17 protein-coding genes are annotated in these 18,023 nt (G+C 56.4%); 6 read left to right on the top strand and 11 right to left on the bottom strand.

Translation table 11 applies throughout. From position 1 onward, the window contains the following. Positions 1 to 30: 30 nt before the first annotated feature. The 3 genes from Q1B46_RS02395 to Q1B46_RS02385 form a co-directional block, all read right to left on the bottom strand. Positions 31 to 384, bottom strand: a complete 354-nt coding sequence (locus Q1B46_RS02395) for a hypothetical protein (protein WP_299944368.1) — start codon at positions 382 to 384, stop codon at positions 31 to 33. A 127-nt stretch (positions 385 to 511) separates the two neighbouring features. Beyond that, positions 512 to 979, bottom strand: coding sequence for a DUF6497 family protein (locus Q1B46_RS02390; protein WP_299944365.1), 468 nt, complete (start codon positions 977 to 979; stop codon positions 512 to 514). A gap of 29 nt (positions 980 to 1,008) precedes the next feature. Continuing rightward, complete coding sequence (locus tag Q1B46_RS02385) at positions 1,009 to 2,541, bottom strand: acyl-CoA carboxylase subunit beta (protein WP_299944363.1); 1,533 nt, start codon at positions 2,539 to 2,541, stop codon at positions 1,009 to 1,011. Positions 2,542 to 2,723: 182 nt separating this feature from the next. Between Q1B46_RS02385 and Q1B46_RS02380 the strand changes: the two genes are divergently transcribed. Both Q1B46_RS02380 and Q1B46_RS02375 read left to right on the top strand, forming a co-directional pair. Next, positions 2,724 to 3,929 carry a multidrug effflux MFS transporter gene (locus tag Q1B46_RS02380; RefSeq protein ID WP_299944361.1) on the top strand — a complete coding sequence of 402 codons (1,206 nt, stop codon included), beginning with the start codon at positions 2,724 to 2,726 and terminating at the stop codon, positions 3,927 to 3,929. Positions 3,930 to 3,993: 64 nt separating this feature from the next. Continuing rightward, positions 3,994 to 5,394, top strand: a complete 1,401-nt coding sequence (locus Q1B46_RS02375) for a short-chain fatty acyl-CoA regulator family protein (RefSeq protein WP_299944359.1) — start codon at positions 3,994 to 3,996, stop codon at positions 5,392 to 5,394. Positions 5,395 to 5,467: 73 nt separating this feature from the next. Here the strand turns inward: Q1B46_RS02375 and Q1B46_RS02370 are convergent, their stop codons facing one another. The 6 genes from Q1B46_RS02370 to Q1B46_RS02345 all read right to left on the bottom strand — a co-directional run bounded on the left by Q1B46_RS02370 (position 5,468) and on the right by Q1B46_RS02345 (position 11,287). Then, the gene (locus Q1B46_RS02370; RefSeq protein WP_299944358.1) at positions 5,468 to 5,707 is read right to left on the bottom strand and encodes a YdcH family protein; all 240 of its coding nucleotides are present in this window, start codon (positions 5,705 to 5,707) and stop codon (positions 5,468 to 5,470) included. 121 nt (positions 5,708 to 5,828) lie between these two features. Continuing rightward, the gene (betA, locus tag Q1B46_RS02365; protein WP_299944356.1) at positions 5,829 to 7,487 is read right to left on the bottom strand and encodes a choline dehydrogenase; all 1,659 of its coding nucleotides are present in this window, start codon (positions 7,485 to 7,487) and stop codon (positions 5,829 to 5,831) included. Between the two features lie 88 nt (positions 7,488 to 7,575). After that, positions 7,576 to 9,084, bottom strand: coding sequence for a choline-sulfatase (gene betC / locus Q1B46_RS02360; protein ID WP_299944354.1), 1,509 nt, complete (start codon positions 9,082 to 9,084; stop codon positions 7,576 to 7,578). After that, positions 9,081 to 9,653, bottom strand: a complete 573-nt coding sequence (betI, locus tag Q1B46_RS02355) for a transcriptional regulator BetI (protein ID WP_299944352.1) — start codon at positions 9,651 to 9,653, stop codon at positions 9,081 to 9,083. The genes betC and betI overlap by 4 nt, the downstream gene beginning before the upstream one ends. A gap of 61 nt (positions 9,654 to 9,714) precedes the next feature. Next, entirely contained in the window at positions 9,715 to 10,647 is a 933-nt protein-coding gene (locus Q1B46_RS02350) for a DMT family transporter (protein ID WP_299944350.1), read from the bottom strand. A gap of 40 nt (positions 10,648 to 10,687) precedes the next feature. After that, on the bottom strand, positions 10,688 to 11,287 hold the full coding sequence (locus tag Q1B46_RS02345; protein ID WP_299944349.1) for a LysE/ArgO family amino acid transporter: 600 nt from the start codon (positions 11,285 to 11,287) through the stop codon (positions 10,688 to 10,690). 84 nt (positions 11,288 to 11,371) lie between these two features. Between Q1B46_RS02345 and Q1B46_RS02340 the strand changes: the two genes are divergently transcribed. Continuing rightward, positions 11,372 to 12,268: a LysR family transcriptional regulator ArgP gene (locus Q1B46_RS02340; RefSeq protein WP_299944347.1), complete on the top strand. Its 897-nt coding sequence runs from the start codon at positions 11,372 to 11,374 to the stop codon at positions 12,266 to 12,268. Here the strand turns inward: Q1B46_RS02340 and Q1B46_RS02335 are convergent. Together Q1B46_RS02335 and Q1B46_RS02330 are read right to left on the bottom strand one after the other, a co-directional pair. Further along, positions 12,265 to 13,539: a permease gene (locus Q1B46_RS02335; protein WP_299944345.1), complete on the bottom strand. Its 1,275-nt coding sequence runs from the start codon at positions 13,537 to 13,539 to the stop codon at positions 12,265 to 12,267. The two genes, Q1B46_RS02340 and Q1B46_RS02335, sit on opposite strands and share 4 nt — an antisense overlap. Positions 13,540 to 13,712: 173 nt before the next feature. Beyond that, positions 13,713 to 14,453, bottom strand: a complete 741-nt coding sequence (locus Q1B46_RS02330; RefSeq protein ID WP_299659503.1) for a YebC/PmpR family DNA-binding transcriptional regulator — start codon at positions 14,451 to 14,453, stop codon at positions 13,713 to 13,715. A gap of 111 nt (positions 14,454 to 14,564) precedes the next feature. Between Q1B46_RS02330 and Q1B46_RS02325 the strand changes: the two genes are divergently transcribed. The 3 genes from Q1B46_RS02325 to Q1B46_RS02315 all read left to right on the top strand — a co-directional run bounded on the left by Q1B46_RS02325 (position 14,565) and on the right by Q1B46_RS02315 (position 18,018). Next, a complete protein-coding gene (locus tag Q1B46_RS02325; RefSeq protein WP_299944342.1) occupies positions 14,565 to 16,337 on the top strand; it encodes an SLC13 family permease in 1,773 nt (590 codons plus the stop codon). A 16-nt stretch (positions 16,338 to 16,353) separates the two neighbouring features. Beyond that, complete coding sequence (locus tag Q1B46_RS02320; protein WP_299659498.1) at positions 16,354 to 17,088, top strand: glutamine amidotransferase; 735 nt, start codon at positions 16,354 to 16,356, stop codon at positions 17,086 to 17,088. 72 nt (positions 17,089 to 17,160) lie between these two features. Then, the gene (locus Q1B46_RS02315) at positions 17,161 to 18,018 is read left to right on the top strand and encodes a bile acid:sodium symporter family protein (RefSeq protein WP_299944340.1); all 858 of its coding nucleotides are present in this window, start codon (positions 17,161 to 17,163) and stop codon (positions 18,016 to 18,018) included. Positions 18,019 to 18,023: the final 5 nt, after the last annotated feature.

The raw sequence follows: 18,023 nt of genomic DNA, 5'->3' as shown, positions 1-18,023 counted from the left end.
TCAACTTATGTGTGGCGGCAACGTGCAAGGTCAGCGAACCCCGTCAAAAATGTCGGGGAATGAGTGCCGCGCAACGTCCAGATCAATCACCAGCAGCGCATCATAACTTGCAGGGTCAAATGGGTCTTCGGCTGCGATAACTTCACGCTCGAACAACCAGCTCAGGCGGCCTGCATCCAGATTGCCCCGTTCGAAAGGCTGATCGCCGAAATTTGCCCATAGCGCATCCATGAATGCGGCATCTGCGCGCTTGTCTGCAGGCTTTCGGTCACGGAAACGCTCGCGCCGGGTTAAAGGCGTTACACCTTTGGGATTGGCGCGTCGGATGGTGAACTGAAAGTCGGTTCCGGCCAATCGGCCGGGGAAACCACGATGTTTCAACATAACGAAACCTCGCCGGTCAACTTGTTGAAATAGCAGGGGTAAAAGAGACCCCGCCGGGTTGATAACATCATACGATCCTCCGAGCTGTAACTGGGCGTCCTGAAACAGAGACAGTGCTTTCTCATGGTCAGAGCCCCTCCCAGATACACTGGGATTGTTCCAGCCGGTAGGCCTCGAAAAACTGGGTCGCATCAGGTTCTGACGTGCCGAATTCCATCGGTCTGTCCGAGAACGAGATCACGACACGCGCAGGTTCCAGCTTGTGCTGCGCCACATAAGGAACGGCCAGCATCTGGCACAGATGCTCCATATCGATCACGGCCACATCATAGGTGATACGACCAACCGTCGACCCAATTCTGGGAGCGACGAACCTGAACCTGACCCAAAGTTCACCGGGATTGGTATCAAGCAAAACATTACTCAGCTCCACCGGCTGACCCGAAGGCACAGGCAAAAGAGTACCAGCCTGGACCGGGGTGGACACAGCCGTTAGCAAGGCTAAGGCACAACCCTTGAACAACCCAGGGCGGTTTCCTCCTTCCGGAGTTTCATGCGCGGCCAACGCGTTCCTATGTCCATTCTGATCAATCATGAAGCAGTTCTAGCTATGATCTCGGGTTCCTATAGCGGGATATTGTCGTGTTTTTTCCACGGGTTTTTCAGTTGCTTGCCGCGAAGGCTTGCGAACGCCCGCGATACGCGCAACCGCGTCGATTGCGGCATGATTACCTCATCAATGAACCCGCGCTCTGCTGCCACAAAAGGGTTGGCAAAGCGGTCTTCGTAATCCTTGGTGTGCTGCTCGATTTTCTCGGCATCACCAAGATCGGCGCGATGAATGATCTCGGTCGCGCCCTTGGCACCCATCACCGCAATCTCGGCGGTTGGCCATGCATAATTGAAATCCCCGCGCAGGTGTTTTGACGCCATCACATCATACGCACCGCCATAAGCTTTGCGAGTGATGACAGTAACTTTTGGAACCGTTGCCTCCCCATAGGCAAACAGCAGTTTCGCGCCGTGCTTGATCACGCCGCCATATTCTTGCGACGTGCCCGGCAAAAAGCCCGGTACATCCACAAAGGTCAGGATCGGGATTTCAAAGCAGTCACAGAAACGCACAAATCGCGCGGCCTTGCGGGAGCTGTCGATATCCAAACAGCCCGCCAGAACCATTGGTTGATTTGCCACAACACCAACGGTCTGGCCTTCGAGCCTGATGAAACCGGTGATGATGTTTTTGGCGTAGTCTTCCTGAATCTCATAAAAGTCACCCTCATCCGCTACCTTCGTGATGAGTTCTTTCATGTCATAAGGCGTGTTGGGATTGTCAGGGATCAGCGTATCCAATGACTTTTCCACCCGCTTGGGTTCATCGAAGAACGGGCGAACGGGTGGTTTCTCACGATTATTAAGCGGCAGGAAATCGACCAGACGGCGAACTTCGGCCAGCGCCTCAACATCATTCTCGAACGCGCCATCGGCGACCGAGGATTTCTTTGTGTGGGTCGAAGCCCCGCCCAGTTCCTCGGCGGTCACGACCTCATTGGTGACGGTCTTAACAACGTCAGGGCCGGTCACGAACATGTACGAGCTGTCTTTGACCATGAAGATAAAGTCGGTCATCGCAGGGCTATAGACCGCACCACCAGCGCACGGGCCCATGATCACACTGATCTGCGGCACCACGCCCGAGGCCATGATGTTGCGTTGGAACACTTCGGCATAACCCGCCAACGAGGCAACGCCTTCCTGAATTCGCGCGCCGCCTGAATCGTTAATCCCGATCACCGGCGCACCGTTTTGAACCGCCATATCCATAATCTTGCAAATCTTCTGGGCGTGGGTCTCGGACAGCGAGCCGCCAAACACGGTGAAATCCTGACTGAACACATAGACCATCCGGCCATTGATCGTGCCCCACCCGGTGACAACGCCATCACCCGCAGGCCTTTGATTCTCCATCCCGAAATCGGTACAACGATGGCTGACAAACATATCGAACTCTTCAAAGCTGCCTTCATCGACCAGCAGCTCAATCCGCTCGCGCGCGGTCAACTTGCCACGCGCGTGCTGAGCGTCAATACGTCTTTGCCCACCTCCCAATCGCGCGTCGTTGCGGCGGTCTTCGAGCTCGGAAAGGATATCTTTCATGACGGTATTCTCCCATGGGATTTTGCCGGACAATAACGATGTGAACACCGAGGCCAAAGAAGTTTTCGGCAAATTTGCATAATTCTGGAAATCAACTGTAAGGAAATTGCAAATTTGTAAATTTCTCAATCCACGCAAACCAGCTGTTGGCATTTCCCGCAAGTAAGCTCTAAGTGTGAACCATGCAGTTCAGTTCAACATCCGTCAGTCGTACACCTCCGACGCTCACGACACTCATTTTGCTGGCGGGTCTGTCAGCGCTGAGCATGAACCTGTACCTGCCAAGCCTCCCCTTCATGGCGACGTATTTTCAGACCGATTACAAGCTGATGCAACTTTCAATCGCGCTGTATCTTCTGGTTAACGCGGTGCTTCAGATCATCATTGGCCCCATCGCTGACAAAGCCGGGCGCAGGCCTGTTCTGCTTTGGGGGCTTGCCTTGTTTCTGGTCGCAACATTGGGTTGCATCTACGCCCCAAGTATCGAGATATTTCTTGCCTTTCGGATGAGTCAGGCCGTGATCGTCGTGGGCATTGTTCTTAGTCGTGCAGCCGTACGAGATATGTACTCACAAGACAAAGCGGCCTCGATGCTTGGCTATGTTACTATGGGCATGGCGGTCGTCCCGATGATCGGACCCGCAGTCGGTGGATTGCTCGAAGAGGCGTTTGGCTGGAAAGCCAATTTCTGGCTACCATTTGCAGTGGGCGCGCTCGCCCTGCTGCTCACATATCGTGATTTTGGCGAAACAGCAGCGGCCAGCGGAAAAACCCTGCTGCAGCAGTTTCGCGAATACCCCGAGCTTTTGACGTCACCCCGTTTCTGGGGCTACTCGCTGTCCTCTGCCTGTTCATCTGGTGCCTTTTTCGCTTATCTCGGTGGCGCGCCCTTCATCGGGACCGAGGTATTCGGCATGACCGCTTCCGAGGTTGGTATATATTTTGGCGCGCCTGCACTTGGGTACTTTTTTGGGAACTTTGTCAGTGGTCGATATTCGGTGCGTTTTGGCGTTAACAGGATGGTCCTCTGGGGGTGTTGGTTGAATGCCATCGGCGTGGCCATTTCGGCATCTCTGTTCTGGGCGGGCATCGGCACAGCAATCAGCTTTTTTGGCCTGATGACCTTTGTCGGGCTTGGCAACGGCATGTCCATCCCCAACGCGACGGCCGGGTCATTGTCGGTAAGACCACATCTGGCTGCCACAGCCTCGGGCCTCAGCGGCGCGATCATGCTTGGCGGTGGTGCAGCGCTCAGTGCTTGGGCAGGCGCGTTGCTAACCCGTGAAACGGGCGCGATGCCGCTGTTGTGGCTGATGTTGGCAACCTCGGTTCTGGCGATTTGCGCCATCAGCAGCGTAATCTGGCGTGAAAAGCAATTGGGGTTGTAGACCGCTTGCGCGGAAGGGTTTGCAAAGTTAACCTGTACACTCAGGAAAGTTGCAAAGAAACACCATGGCGACCCAAAAACTCTATGCTGGCGCAAAGCTGCGTGAAATGCGCACCCGCCTGACCCTGACACAAAAGGAATTTGCTGCGAAATTAGGCGTTTCCCTGCCGTATCTGAACCAGATGGAGAACAACAACCGCCCGATCTCGACGACCGTTGTTCTTGCATTGGCGCAGGAATTCGGCATGGACGTAACCGAACTCAGCACCGGCGACAGCGAGCGTTTGGTCTCGGATATGCGCGAAGCGCTTGCCGACCCGGTATTTGCGGACACCATGCCGCCTTTGGCCGACCTCAGGTTGACGGCATCGAACGCCCCAGCACTTGCGCGCGCGTTTATTGAACTGCACCGCAGTTATCGCCAAACCCATGAACGTCTGGCTTCACTGGACGAAGCGCTGGGCCGGGAAGACGCACGCATTCAGGCCAGCCCTTGGGAAGAGGTGCGTGATTTCTTTCACTATTGCGACAATTACATCGATGCCGTCGACCGCGCCGCCGAACGGTTCGCTAGTCGCGCTGACGAACCCGGCGGAATCCGTCAGGCGGCTTTGAACAGCCTGACTGAACGAGGCATCCACGTCACCTTTACCGATACGGAAATCTTGCGCAGCTATAACGCAGCCGACAAAACCCTGCGTATTTCTTCGCGTGCCGCACCGCCGACACAGGTTTTCCAATTGTTATTGCAGGTCGCGCTAATCAGTCAGGACAAACTGCTGGAAGCAACGCTTGATTTCGCCCGGTTCCAAAGCGACGAAGCCCGCGCGATTGCCAAGATTGGCCTTGCCAATTATTTCGCCGGGGCATCCTTGATGCCGTATGGCGCATTCCTGACCGCCGCGCAGGATTATCGCCACGATCTGGAGCTTCTCAGCAATAGGTTCGGGGCATCCATCGAACAGATCGCCCACAGGCTTTCCACCTTGCAGCGCCCTGGCGCCAAAGGCATCCCATTCTTCTTCGTCCGGGTCGATCAGGCCGGAACAATCACCAAACGCCATTCGGCCACGCGACTTCAGTTCGCCCGGTTCGGCGGTGCCTGTCCATTGTGGAACGTCCACCGCGCCTTTGAAACACCAGGCCACTTTTTGCAGCAACTTGCAGAAACACCAGACGGCGTGCGCTATATTTCTCTGGCGCGCGATGTATCAAAGTCAGGGGGATCTTTCGGTGCTCCGGTTCGTCGCTATGCCATCGCATTGGGATGTGAAGTGCGCCATGCCGAAGCATTGGTTTATGCCGACAACCTCGACATCAACAACGCCAGCGCTTACGAACCGATTGGCATATCTTGCCGCATTTGCGAGCGTCAGACCTGCCATCAACGCTCGGTTCCACCCCTGGAACGCCGACTGACCATAAACGCCGATACCCGCAGCATTCTACCTTACGAAGTCACCTGATCTTCACTTGGCGGAAAATACTCTGGGCCGGTGGCAGCCTGTCGCGACCGGGGGCAGAGCCCACGCCTGTCTGTCAGCTTTTCGACAGGATCGCCCAGATCTCGTCTTTGAGCGCCGCTCGCTTCTTGCGCAAATCGACTTCGGCCAACTCCTCAATCGGCTCTACATTGGTTTCAGCCCGATGCACGACGCGATTGACTTCATGATACTCATCCGCAAGTCGCGCGAAATGAGCATCAGTTTGCTTGAGCTGGCTCATTGCGTCGATCTTGTCCGGGAACTCTTCGGCCAGTTCATGCGGGGTGTGGGACATCCTGTTGACTCCTTGTTGGTGCGTTACATTCAACAGCTAAACATAACTGTCTCACATCGCTTTGACGCCGATCAAATTCTCTTAGAATTTGCGGGGCTTCAGGTCTATGAACCTAAACGGATCAACGCTGCGCAGTCGCCCATCTCGGGCTGATCCAAGGCTGGTCATTTGCTTTGGCCAATGGCTCTTTGTCCAGTAGATGATCAGATATTTTTTCCCCAACCATGATCGACGGCGCATTCAAATTGCCATTTGTGATCTGCGGGAAAATCGAACTGTCGGCCACGCGCAACCCATCCACCCCGATCACACGACCCTGCGGATCGACAACTGCATTTTTGTCATCTGCACGTCCCATGCGGCAAGTCCCACAAGGGTGATAAGCGCTTTCTGCATGTTCTGCGATGAACGCATCAAGTTCCTCATCCGTCTGCACCGCGTTACCCGGCTGGATTTCCTTGCCGGCAAAGGGCTTGAAAGCATCTTGCCCAAAGATTTCGCGTGTCAAACGTATGCAGGTTCGAAAATCCGCCCAATCGCTGTCATGGCTCATATAGTTAAAACGGATCACCGGCGCATCCTCGGCCCGTGCCGAACGCAAGGTGACCGCACCGCGAGACGGCGAACGCATCGGCCCCACATGCGCCTGGAACCCGTGCCCCTCGGCCGCTGCCTGCCCGTCATAGCGCACAGCAATCGGAAGGAAGTGGTACTGAATATCGGGATACTCAACGCCCGGGTTCGAGCGAATGAACGCCGCGCTCTCGAACTGGTTCGACGCGCCCAGACCGGTTTTTGTGAACAGCCATTGAGCCCCGATCAAGCCCTTGCTGATCAGGTTCCAGTGTTTATAGAGCGTGATCGGCTGCAGAGAGGCCTGTTGGATATAAAGTTCAAGGTGGTCCTGCAGATTAGCGCCAACGCCGGGTCGGTTCGCGACAACTTCGATCCCGTGTTCGGCCAGCTGCGCCGCAGGGCCTATACCCGACAGCATCAACAGCTTCGGTGAATTGATGGACGAGGCAGCCAACACAACTTCACGCCTTGCCCGAATGACTTCACGCTTACCACCCCGGACTAGCTCAACCCCAGTTGCGCGTCCGTTTTCGATGATCACGCGCGCCGCGAGACCCCGGACAATGTCACAGTTGTCGCGTTTCAATGCAGGCTTCAGATAAGCATTCGCTGCTGACCAGCGCCGCCCTTTCCAGACGGTCTGCTCCATCGGCCCAAAGCCTTCTTGCTTTTCGCCGTTGTAATCGTCGGTGACTTCATATCCAGCCTGCTGACCCGCATCGACAAAGGCCTTGAATAGCGGGTTCTCCCGGGGGCCGCGCGACACATGCAACGGCCCGTCCGTACCGCGCCAGGTGTGATCGCCACCATGACCACCGTCATGCCAGGTCTCCATCCGTTTGTAATAGGGCAAAACATCTGCGAAAGACCAACCATCCGCCCCCATATCTGCCCACGTGTCGAAATCCCGCGCGTGGCCCCGTACATAGACCATGCCATTGATCGAAGATGACCCGCCAATAACCTTGCCGCGCGGACACGCCAGACGGCGATTATTCAGGTGCGGCTCGGGTTCGGATTTATAACCCCAGTCATAGCGCGACATATTCATCGGATAGCTGAGCGCAGCGGGCATCTGAATGAACGGTCCTGCATCGGTACCGCCGTGTTCGATCACCAGAACCGAGGCTCCTGCCTCGCTCAGGCGATACGCCATCGCACAACCGGCGGACCCAGCGCCAACGATGACAAAATCTGCTTCCATAGTGGTGCCTCCAAATCCACGCCGGAAAAGATTTTTCGTCAAAAAATCTCATTGCCTTCGGCGGGAGTATTTTCAAACAGGTGAAGAGTTATTCGCCACGCGGGAAGCGTTGGCTTTCCTCGACGTCATTTAAGTCCATGTGATTGCGCATGTAGCGTTCGGATGCTTTTTGCAGCGGCTGGTAATCCCACGGATAATACCCGCCCTGCCGCAGCGATTCATAAACCACCCAGCGACATGCCTGGCTGGCCCTGACCTCAGCATCAAATCGCGCAAGATCCCAACGCATATCGGATTTGGCGCGCAAGGTTTGAATTGTCCCGGCGTGTTCGGGCAGGTCCGCAAGGTTTTCCAACTCATGAGGATCAGCCTCAAGATCAAACAATTGATCCGGATCCAGTGCGCAGCGGTTGTATTTCCACTTTCCGTAGCGAAGCGAAACCAGCGGCGCGTACGAGGCCTCGGCCGCGTATTCCATGGCAACAGGCGCAGTGCGTTCTACACCTTTCGCCAACGGCACCAGGTTTTCGCCATCCGTCCACGGCGCGATTTCACCCATATCAACCCCCGCCAGCGCGCCAAGCGTCGGCGTCACATCGATTGTCGATACTGGAGTGTCGATCCGTCCAGCAGGAAGATCAGGCGCTGAAATCATTAGAGGTACGCGGGAAGAGCCTTCGAAAAAGGTCATCTTGAACCACAACCCACGCTCGCCCAACATGTCACCATGATCGGATACAAAGAGGATGATCGCCTCTTGCCGCGTGGAATCCAGCACCTCCATTATCTCGCCGATCTTATCGTCCAGATAAGAGATATTGGCGAAATAGGCACGCCGTGATTTGCGGATATCCTCGGTCGTTATGTCGAAGCTTCGCCAGTCGTTCGCATCAAAAATACGCTTGGAATGCGAATCCTGATTGTCATAACCCAGATCCGCGATCTCTGGTTCCAGATGCTCGCAATCTTCATACAAATCCCAATATTTGCGACGCGCCACATAGGGATCGTGCGGATGGGTAAAACTGACAGTTACGCACCAAGGGCGATCATCTTTACCACGGGCCAGGTCATATAACTTGGCTTTGGCATTGTAGGCGACCTCGTCATCATATTCCATTTGGTTCGAGATCTCGGCGACGCCTGCTCCGGTCACCGACCCCATGTTGTGATACCACCAGTCGATGCGCTCACCGGGTTTGCGATAATCCGGAGTCCAACCGAAATCCGCCGGATAAATGTCCGTGGTCAGGCGATCCTCGAATCCATGCAACTGGTCGGGGCCGACAAAGTGCATCTTTCCGGACAGGCAGGTGTAATAGCCCGCACGGCGCAGGTGGTGCGCATAGGTAGGGATATCGCTGCGGAACTCGGCCGCGTTGTCATAAACGCCGGTGCGGGATGGCAGTTGGCCCGACATAAAGCTTGCCCGCCCCGGCGCGCACAGTGGCGAGGCCGTATAGGTGTTGGCAAACCGCGTGGATTTTGCCGCCAATTTTTTTAAATTCGGCGCATGTAACCAATCAGCGGGACCGTCGGGAAAGAGGGTTCCGTTGAGCTGATCCACCATCAGGATCAGAATATTCGGCTTTGTCATTTTTCGGCCTCTAGGAAAACGCTCAATACCCGTAGTGCATGATTGACTGCCAATTGCGGCTCTTGCGGGGCATTCAGGGCGGCGTGGATGTATAGCCCGTCGATCAAGGCGATCATGTCTTCCGCCGCTTTGGTCGGATCGCTCATGAGCGGACGCAGCGCGTGGATGAGATTTGCGCGAATACGCGCCTGATAAATCTGCCAGAGTCTCAGTGCGTCATCATTGGTTTGCGCCAATACATAAAATGTCATCCAGGCCGCGATCACGTCTGGTGTGAAACATGAGGGCGCGAAACAGGCACGGATGATGGCTTGTGCCCGTTCCTCTGGCTTCGCCGTGCTGAGCTGCAATCGCGCCTCGGCCCCGAAATCGGACAAGATACGGCGCATGGCAGCGAGGAATATCTGGTCTTTTCCGCCAAAATAGTGGTGGGCCAAAGCGCTGGACATTCCGGCACGTTTGGCAATCTGGCTGACAGTCACATCGAGGGATTTTTGTACGCCAAGCTCAGCAATCGTCGCCTTGACAATCGCATCCCGCCGGATCGGCTCCATTCCGAGTTTTGGCATCTCCGCCCCTCTGCTCTGTATGAGTAGAAGCGAGGCTAAGTGGTTTTTATTGACTCGTCAATCAATAACGTCTTGACGCAGGAGACTCCGCCCCCTGCAGCGGTGTTGGCCGCGTCGTTCCGCCTTTGTTGAGCATCGCCTCGCGCCATGTAATGAAACTGACGGCGGCAAGGATCAGGGTCCCTCCGGCGATAACCCAGACATCAACACGTTCATGGAAGGCCAAAGTGCCAAGTAACGTCGCCCAAATCAATTGCAAGAACGTCACTGGCTGAGTGACGGCCACAGGCGCAGCTTGCAACGCGAGCGTCATGAAATAGTGCCCTGCCGTGGCGAAACTGGCAATCACGAACAGTATGCCCAGATCACGTATGGTTGGTGGTTGCCATACAGCGACGGCAAAGGGGATCAGCGCGATCGTGACCCAGATCGAAAGATGCGCGACCACGACCGAGGGGCGAATATCGCGCACCATCACCTTTGCCAGCAGGTATGATGCTCCAAGTGCCAATGCGGTCCCCAGCATCGCCACGTGCCCCGGCAGGATTTCTCGGAATCCGGGGCGCAGGATGATGAGAACACCGACAACCGCCACACCGATTGCCGCTATCCGGCGAAAAGCCAGCCTTTCCCCAAGAAAAAGTGCCGCACCCAGAGTAACGTAGATCGGCGTCATGTAGTTCATCGCGGTAACTTCGGCGAGCGGTATGCGTGTCATGGCGAAAAACCACAGCATGACCGCGATGGCATGAACCACTCCACGCACTCCGAACAGGGTCAGATTGCGCCTAGTAAGGGGCGTCCCCAACAGAGCACGCAGAGCCGGAAGCAGAAACACAAGCCCTAACACATACCGCAAAAACGCCGCCTGAATCGGGTTCATGCTGGTCCCTAGCACTTTCACCAGCGCATTCATGCCCACAAAGGACAACCCGGCGGCAAGCATCCATAGCATGCCGACAATCGGACGGTTCTGATCTTTGGGTGGGTTCATGCAAACGGTTGAACACCGAATTCTGGCCGGGAACAACCCTTCACATGATAACAAGTTTCAAGGCAATCGCCAGCATCACAATCCCAATCCCCACATCGAGCAACTGCCAAGCCCGCGGGCGCGCAAAAATAGGCGAAAGAATTCTGGCTCCGTAACCCAACAAAAAGAAGAAAACGAAGCTTGAGGTGATGGCCCCGATGGCAAACCCAAGACGATCTGGATACTGGGCCGAGATTGACCCGATCAACACAACCGTATCCAGATACACATGCGGGTTGAGCCATGTGAAGGCCAACACGGTCAGCATCGCCGCGCGCAAGCTGCTTCGCTGCCCCCCTTCGACCTCCATCACCGCGCCGCCTTGCCAGGCGGACCAGAAATTGCGCAGGCCGTACCATGTCAGAAACGCAGCCCCACCATAGCGCATCACCGATTCAAACCAAGGTGCGGCCTGCGCCAGCGTTCCGAACCCAGCAACCCCCACCCCAATCAATATGGCATCTGACACCGCACAGGTCAGGCACAAGGCGAATACATGTTCGCGCCGCAAGCCCTGACGCAAAACAAATGCGTTCTGAGCACCAATCGCCAGTATCAGGCTGAAGCTGAGTGCAAATCCTGCAATCATCGAAGGGAACATGTGATCTCCTGTTGTTGATCGTTGACTACAGGGTCGACGTGGTTCTATCAAATTAATGTTGGTAATCTATATTAAGCAAATCTAATGATCCTGGACCCTCATCACCTTTCGGCGTTGGCCGCAATATTGCGCCATGGCAGCTTTGAGGCCGCCGCCGCAGAACTATCCGTGACGCCTTCGGCAATCTCACAACGGATCAAGGCCCTGGAAGATCGCGTCGGCGCTGCACTGATCCATCGCGGGACACCCTGCACAGGCACACCCGCAGGCTTGAGGATTGCCCGGCATGCCGAAGACATCGGCATACTCGAGGCGAAACTGGCGCGAGAGCTGACTTTAGATCAGCGCGAAGGGCCGACACGCGTGCGGGTCGCGCTTCCCGCTGACATTCTGGAAATTTGGTTCATCGACGCGATGGCGCAGGCTGGGGACATCTTGTTCGATCTTGTGATTGATGATCAGGATCATTCGGCCGAGTGGCTGCGACGCGGCGAGGTGAGCGCGGCGATCACCGTCGGCGGTCAGGCTGTCACGGGATGCGATGCAATCGCATTAGGTACATTACGCTATCTGCCAACCACCAGCCCCGCCTTCATGCAGCGGTGGTTTTCTGATGGCGTAACGGCCAGATCGCTGTCGCACGCACCCTGCCTAACCTTCAATCGCAAAGACAATCTGCAGAAAACATGGATCACCGCGCGGACAGGAAGCCGCCTTTCGCCGCCGACGCAATTCATGCCGTCCGCGAACGGGTTTGTTGAAGCAGCGATTGCGGGATTGGGTTGGGGGATGAATCCCGAATGCCTTGTGCGCCCTGCCATCGCAGACGGGCGGCTGTGCGAGGTAATCCCCGATACGCCACTGGATATTGAGCTGACCTGGCAGGTCGGTCGGGTGCTTGCCCCTGCCCTCGCACCTTTGACCAAAGCGGTTCGTCGCGCGGCGACCCGGACGCTGATCGCACCAATTCGTTCTGACTAAGCTTGTGATTTACCCACATTTGGCGGTTGCACGATGCGATAGCAGGCAAAGGTCGCCCAGATACTGACCAGCACGATGAACACAATGGCCAAGGCGACCTCGTGCATATGGGCGACTGCGGCCAGCATTGCGGAAAGAGCAACGGCAGTAAGCCTGCAGATCGATTTGATAGCCGCAGCGCCCTGAATACGTTGTTCCTTTGGGGCCACGTCCAGAAAATACAGCTTTCGCGCGCTTGATATCCCCGTTGTCGCCACCGAGACGACAAACAGGGCAATCGCATGCAGATGCACCTCGTGATGAATATGCGCGTAGTGGAAAGCCAACAGCACGATCCCGGTCGTGGCGACCATCAGGTTCCCCGCGACCATCACAGCGCGATGAGACTTCAGGTTCACCGCCTGCCACAACGGCGCCGACACCAGATAGCCGGAAGCGGATGATACAATCATAGCGGTCAGACCCTTGGCTGAGGCGTGATGCGCCTCGGCGGCGATAAGCGCGAAGAATGGAACAGACAGCGACACGACAACCAATGGAAGCCGCATTACCAAATAGCGCCGGAACCAGTGCTCCGCGAACATGTCGGTGATGCCGGAAACGATGCTGCGCAGCGATCGACGACCCGCATCTTGGGATTTATCCTCACTGCCCGGATCGGATGCCGTCTCGGCCATTCCGAGAATGCACAGGGCCGAAAACAGAAAGAACACAACCGATGCCGCAATAACCGCAGAATGTCTGGAAAACGGCGGATCATCTTTAGTAACCTCGTGGATCAGCAAGACCAACCCAATCGCGCCAAGGCCACCAGCGCCCAATTGGAGATAGCGGATGATCATCCGGGATTTCGACTTCAGTTGATCTCCGAACAGATCGGACAGCATTAGGGATTGGCTTTCTTCGATCAGTCCGATCAAGAAAAAGGCGACAACAAAAGCAATTGCGGTCAACGTAACGCTACCGGTCGACGCAATAGCCAGCGCCATCAGCAGGCATCCGCCCAAGCCCAATTCGGTCAGCGCGATGCCGCGTTTCTTACGCGTTTGCGCCGCGATGGGATGGGCTAGAAATATGTCCGAAATCATGCTGCCCATCATCCGGATCGACACCAGAGCCCCTGCAAGGAACATCGGCAGCTCTAGCGAAACCGCAAGAAACGGCAATACGATCGACGGGCTCCCCAATGTCCACGCCACCTGAGACAGAATTCCCTGGCTTGCTAAGACCGGAACATTTCGTCGTGCCGAACCAGTTGGTTTCTCCGCCATTTTTCTGCGTCCTGCGTGATTAACCTGCGATTGCATCTCAGTGTGTTCAGCCTCAATGAACCAACTTTAAATGCAAGGGTCTTGAGCGCCAAGATTTCTGTCAGGCGCAGGCATGCAACAAAAAAACCCGGCCACGTGGCCGGGTTTTGTTCAACAGGCGATCTTCTGACGCATCAGAGTTGCGCCATGACCTCATCCGTCGCTTCGAAATTTGTGGTGACGCGCTGCACGTCATCGTCATCTTCCAGCGCATCCACCAGCTTCATCAGCTTTTGCATGTCCTCAAGGCCCAGTTCAGTCGTTGTCGTAGGCTTCCAAATCAGTTTGGTCGATTCCGATTCACCCAATGCGCCTTCAAGCGCGTTCGAAACCTCGTTTAGATCGCTATCCGCGCACCAGATAATGTGCCCGTCTTCCGAGCTTTCGACGTCTTCGGCCCCGGCCTCAATCGCCGCTTCGAAAATAGTATCCGCATCACCGGCATCAGACGGATAAATCACCTCACCCTTGCGGTCGAACATAAAGCCGACTGATCCCGTTTCACCCAGATTACCGCCGTTCTTTGAAAAGGTGGAACGCACGGTCGAGGCCGTGCGGTTGCGGTTATCGGTCATCGTCTCGACAATCACAGCCACGCCGTTCGGGCCGTAGCCCTCGTACCGGATTTCCTCGTAATCGTCACCGTCGCCTGCCTGCGATTTCTTGATGGCGCGGTCGATTACGTCCTTGGGAACCGAGTTCGACTTGGCCTCTTTCACCGCCAGACGCAGGCGCGGGTTTTTGTCGGGATCGGGGTCGCCCATCTTGGCGGCGACCGTGATCTCTTTCGACAATTTGGAAAACAGTTTGGACCGCGCGGCGTCCTGACGTCCCTTGCGGTGCTGGATATTGGCCCATTTGGAGTGGCCTGCCATGGTGCGTCCTCGTCATTCGTGATTGCGTGTTCGGCGCTCATATAGACGTTTGCGGGGGGCGGGATCAAGGGATCGGCTTGCCCCGCCTTCGCCTGCGGCTATGGTGGCGGTATGACGACAGATCAAATCATACTTTTTTCCCTTTTCATCGCCGTATTCGGAATGCTGCTGTGGGGGCGGTTCCGCTATGACCTTGTTGCATTCACCGCGCTGATGATCGCGGTCACGTTGGGTGTTGTTCCGGTCGATCGCGCTTTTGCCGGGTTCGGTCATCCCGCCACCATCATTGTCGCGTTGGTGCTGGTGGTCTCTGCCGGTCTGGTACGGTCGGGCGCGGTGTTCATGATCACGCGGACGCTGGTTGATGCCTCGCGCGGGTTGGGCGCACATATCGCGCTGATGGGCGGGATCGGCGCGGTTCTGTCGGCCTTCATGAACAACGTGGCAGCGCTGGCGCTGCTGATGCCGGTCGACATCCAGACCGCCCGCAAGGCCGGGCGTTCGGTCGGGCTGACACTGATGCCGCTCAGCTTTGCGACCATCCTCGGGGGTATGGCCACGTTGATTGGTACGCCACCGAATATCATAATCGCCTCAATCCGCGCCGAAACGTTGGGCGAACCGTTTGGGATGTTCGACTTTGCCCCGGTGGGCGGGATCGCCGCCATTGCCGGTCTGGCCTTTGTCGCGCTGATTGGTTGGCGGCTCATCCCCAATCGCGGCGCGCAGGAAGAAACATCGGACGTCTTGGCGGAATACATCGCCGAGCTGACCGTCCCGCCTGAGTCACCGCATATCGGCAAACGGGTTAGTGAGCTTTATGAGGCAGCCGAGAAATCGGACGTTGCCATCATCGGCCTGATCCGGGACGGCAAGCGGCGCTATGGCAGGTCCACCCACGCCACGTTACGGGAGGGGGATGCGCTTGTGCTTGAGGCCCGGCCCGAGGCGCTGGATGAGTTTCGGGCCGCGCTCAATCTCGATTTCTCGGACACACGGCGGCAGGAGGTTTTAACCGCCGAAGGTGACGGGCTGGAAGTGATCGAAGTTGTGGTCCCTGAAAGCGCCCGTATCACCGGGCGTACCGCGCAGGCTCTGGGCTTGGCGTGGCGGCAAAGTACGGTTCTGATGGGAATCTCGCGTCAAGGGCGCCGCATAACCGAACAGGTCCGCAAGACCGAGGTCGAGGCAGGCGACATCCTGCTGCTGCTCTGCCCGCGCGACCGGGGCGCGGATGTGACCGAATGGCTGGGGTGCTTGCCGTTGGCAGAACGCGGCCTAAACGTGACTGCCAACGAAAAGGCGTGGATGGCCATTGGCCTATTCGCAACGGCTGTGCTGGCCGCCAGTATCGGGTTGATTTATCTACCCATCGCCTTGGGCCTCGTCGTTGTGGCCTATGTTTTAACCAAGATCATGCCGATAGCGGATATCTATAATCACATTGAATGGCCCGTGGTGGTTCTGCTGGGTTCGATGATCCCACTGGGCAGCGCCTTGGAAACCTCAGGCGGTACTGAACTGATCGCCAACGCGCTGATCCAATTGACAAACGGCCTGCCCGCTTGGGCGATCCTGACGGTACTGATGGTTGTCACCATGACCCTGTCGGACGTTCTGAATAACACGGCCACTGCCATCGTCGCGGCCCCGGTCGGTATTCAAATGGCGCGCACGCTTGAGGTCTCGCCCGATCCGTTCCTGATGACCGTTGCGGTTGCAGCCTCTGCTGCGTTTCTCACGCCGATTGGGCACAAGAACAATACGCTGGTCCTGGGCCCTGGCGGATACCGCTTTGGGGATTATTGGCGCATGGGTCTGCCGCTGGAGATATTGATCATCGTGGTTTCGATCCCCGCGATCCTTGTGTTCTGGCCGCTTTGACGGGTAAAGGCTGCGCATGAAACGATTTCTGATCTTGCAACTGCGCCCTGAAACCGATGCCTCGGACGCTGAATATGCCTCGATTCTGGACAAAACCGGGCTATCACCTGCGCAAACCCATCGCATTCGACTTGATTGCGAAGACCTGCCTGACGGGCTGGATGTGACCGATTATGCCGGTGTCATCGTGGGCGGAGGCCCGGGCTGCGTCAGTGACGATCCAACCAGAAAGTCCACGCTAGATGCAAAGATCGAAGGGGCGATCATGGGTCTGATGCCGCAGATCACAGCACAGGATCACCCGTTTATGGGCTGCTGCTATGGTTTGGGTATCCTTACCGCGCACCTAAGCGGCGATGTCAGCAAACGACAATACGGCGAACCGGTTGGACCGTCCGAATGCCGTTTGACCGAAGATGGTGCAGACGATCCTCTGACTGCTGGGCTTCATCCGAAATTCGAGGCGTTTGTTGGCCATAAAGAGGCGGTGCAATCCCTGCCAGATGGTTGCGTGCATCTGGTCGCCTCGGACCCCTGCCCTTTTCAGATGATCCGCTGGGGGCAGAATGTCTATGCGACCCAGTTCCATCCAGAAGCGGATGCCAAAGACTTTGAACAACGCATTCATATCTACAAGGATCACGGGTATTTCCCGCCAGATGACGCGCAGAAACTGATCGATATGTGTCATGCTGCAGATGTCACCCAACCCGGAGAAATCCTGCGCAGATTCGCGCGACGATACGGGTGACCCAACGGCGGTGTTGCCTGAACAACGCCCCCTCGCATAGGCTGACCCGAATGACTTTGGGAGGAGTTGTTCTTGGACCTGCTTATCAATGTCGGCCTGCCCGTTTCACTGGCCATAATCATGTTATCTTTGGGTATCGGGCTTGAGGCTGCAGATTTCCGCAGGGTTCTGACGCGGAGATACCCTTTTGCTATTGGCGCGGTTAGTCAGGTTGTGCTGATCCCATCGGCTGCCTTTGTGACGGTCACGCTGTTCGGCCCGCCACCTGAAATAGCCGTGGGCCTGATGCTGTTGAGCTTCTGCCCCGGCGGTGTCACCAGCAATATTCTTGCAAAATTTGCCAAAGGCGATGTGGCCCTGTCGGTCAGTCTGACAGCGGTGATCAGCCTGTTGTCGATTGTGACCGTTCCCATTCTGGCGGCTTGGTCCATCGATTATTTCATGGCCGAGGCCGCGTCCAGGGTTTCCATCGGCGCGCTTGCCATGGCATTGTTCCTGATCACCACTTTGCCCGTCGCTATTGGCGTCAGCATACGCCACTTTGCCAAAGGGTTCGCAGTTCGGATCGACCGCCCTCTCTCAACGCTTGCTTCGATATTATTCGTGCTGATCGTTGCAGCGGCGCTAGCTGGAAACTGGCAATTCTTCATTGAGAACCTCAGCGCGATCGGGGCGGCATTGATCGCATTGAACATTGCTTTATTGCTGATCGGACTGGGGCTGGCGCGGATCGCCAATCTGACATGGGAAGAGGCAAAAACCGTCTCAGTGGAAACGGGCATTCAGAACTCGGCGATGGGGATTACGCTGGCAGCGTTGATCACCGGCACCACAACGGGGTTCAGTCCGCTTGCCGTACCGGCTGCTGTGTATGGTATCACGATGTATGTGGTCGTGACCCCCTTCATCTTTTGGTTCCGCAGCCGCTGAAAGGA

It is taken from the genome of uncultured Ruegeria sp., from assembly GCF_947500045.1.
In the GTDB taxonomy this organism is placed as follows: Bacteria; Pseudomonadota; Alphaproteobacteria; order Rhodobacterales; family Rhodobacteraceae; genus Ruegeria.
The sequence above is the reverse complement of the archived record's forward strand: the minus strand, read 5'-3'. Positions and strand labels throughout refer to the sequence as shown.

Bases quoted from the DNA above. Each gene is read 5' to 3' on its own strand.
- Q1B46_RS02395 (WP_299944368.1), bottom strand. From the start codon at position 384: ATGTTGAAACATCGTGGTTTCCCCGGCCGATTGGCCGGAACCGACTTT.
- Q1B46_RS02390 (WP_299944365.1), bottom strand. From the start codon at position 979: ATGATTGATCAGAATGGACATAGGAACGCGTTGGCCGCGCATGAAACT.
- Q1B46_RS02385 (WP_299944363.1), bottom strand. From the start codon at position 2,541: ATGAAAGATATCCTTTCCGAGCTCGAAGACCGCCGCAACGACGCGCGA.
- Q1B46_RS02380 (WP_299944361.1), top strand. From the start codon at position 2,724: ATGCAGTTCAGTTCAACATCCGTCAGTCGTACACCTCCGACGCTCACG.
- Q1B46_RS02375 (WP_299944359.1), top strand. From the start codon at position 3,994: ATGGCGACCCAAAAACTCTATGCTGGCGCAAAGCTGCGTGAAATGCGC.
- Q1B46_RS02370 (WP_299944358.1), bottom strand. From the start codon at position 5,707: ATGTCCCACACCCCGCATGAACTGGCCGAAGAGTTCCCGGACAAGATC.
- betA (WP_299944356.1), bottom strand. From the start codon at position 7,487: ATGGAAGCAGATTTTGTCATCGTTGGCGCTGGGTCCGCCGGTTGTGCG.
- betC (WP_299944354.1), bottom strand. From the start codon at position 9,084: ATGACAAAGCCGAATATTCTGATCCTGATGGTGGATCAGCTCAACGGA.
- betI (WP_299944352.1), bottom strand. From the start codon at position 9,653: ATGCCAAAACTCGGAATGGAGCCGATCCGGCGGGATGCGATTGTCAAG.
- Q1B46_RS02350 (WP_299944350.1), bottom strand. From the start codon at position 10,647: ATGAACCCACCCAAAGATCAGAACCGTCCGATTGTCGGCATGCTATGG.
- Q1B46_RS02345 (WP_299944349.1), bottom strand. From the start codon at position 11,287: ATGTTCCCTTCGATGATTGCAGGATTTGCACTCAGCTTCAGCCTGATA.
- Q1B46_RS02340 (WP_299944347.1), top strand. From the start codon at position 11,372: ATGATCCTGGACCCTCATCACCTTTCGGCGTTGGCCGCAATATTGCGC.
- Q1B46_RS02335 (WP_299944345.1), bottom strand. From the start codon at position 13,539: ATGGCGGAGAAACCAACTGGTTCGGCACGACGAAATGTTCCGGTCTTA.
- Q1B46_RS02330 (WP_299659503.1), bottom strand. From the start codon at position 14,453: ATGGCAGGCCACTCCAAATGGGCCAATATCCAGCACCGCAAGGGACGT.
- Q1B46_RS02325 (WP_299944342.1), top strand. From the start codon at position 14,565: ATGACGACAGATCAAATCATACTTTTTTCCCTTTTCATCGCCGTATTC.
- Q1B46_RS02320 (WP_299659498.1), top strand. From the start codon at position 16,354: ATGAAACGATTTCTGATCTTGCAACTGCGCCCTGAAACCGATGCCTCG.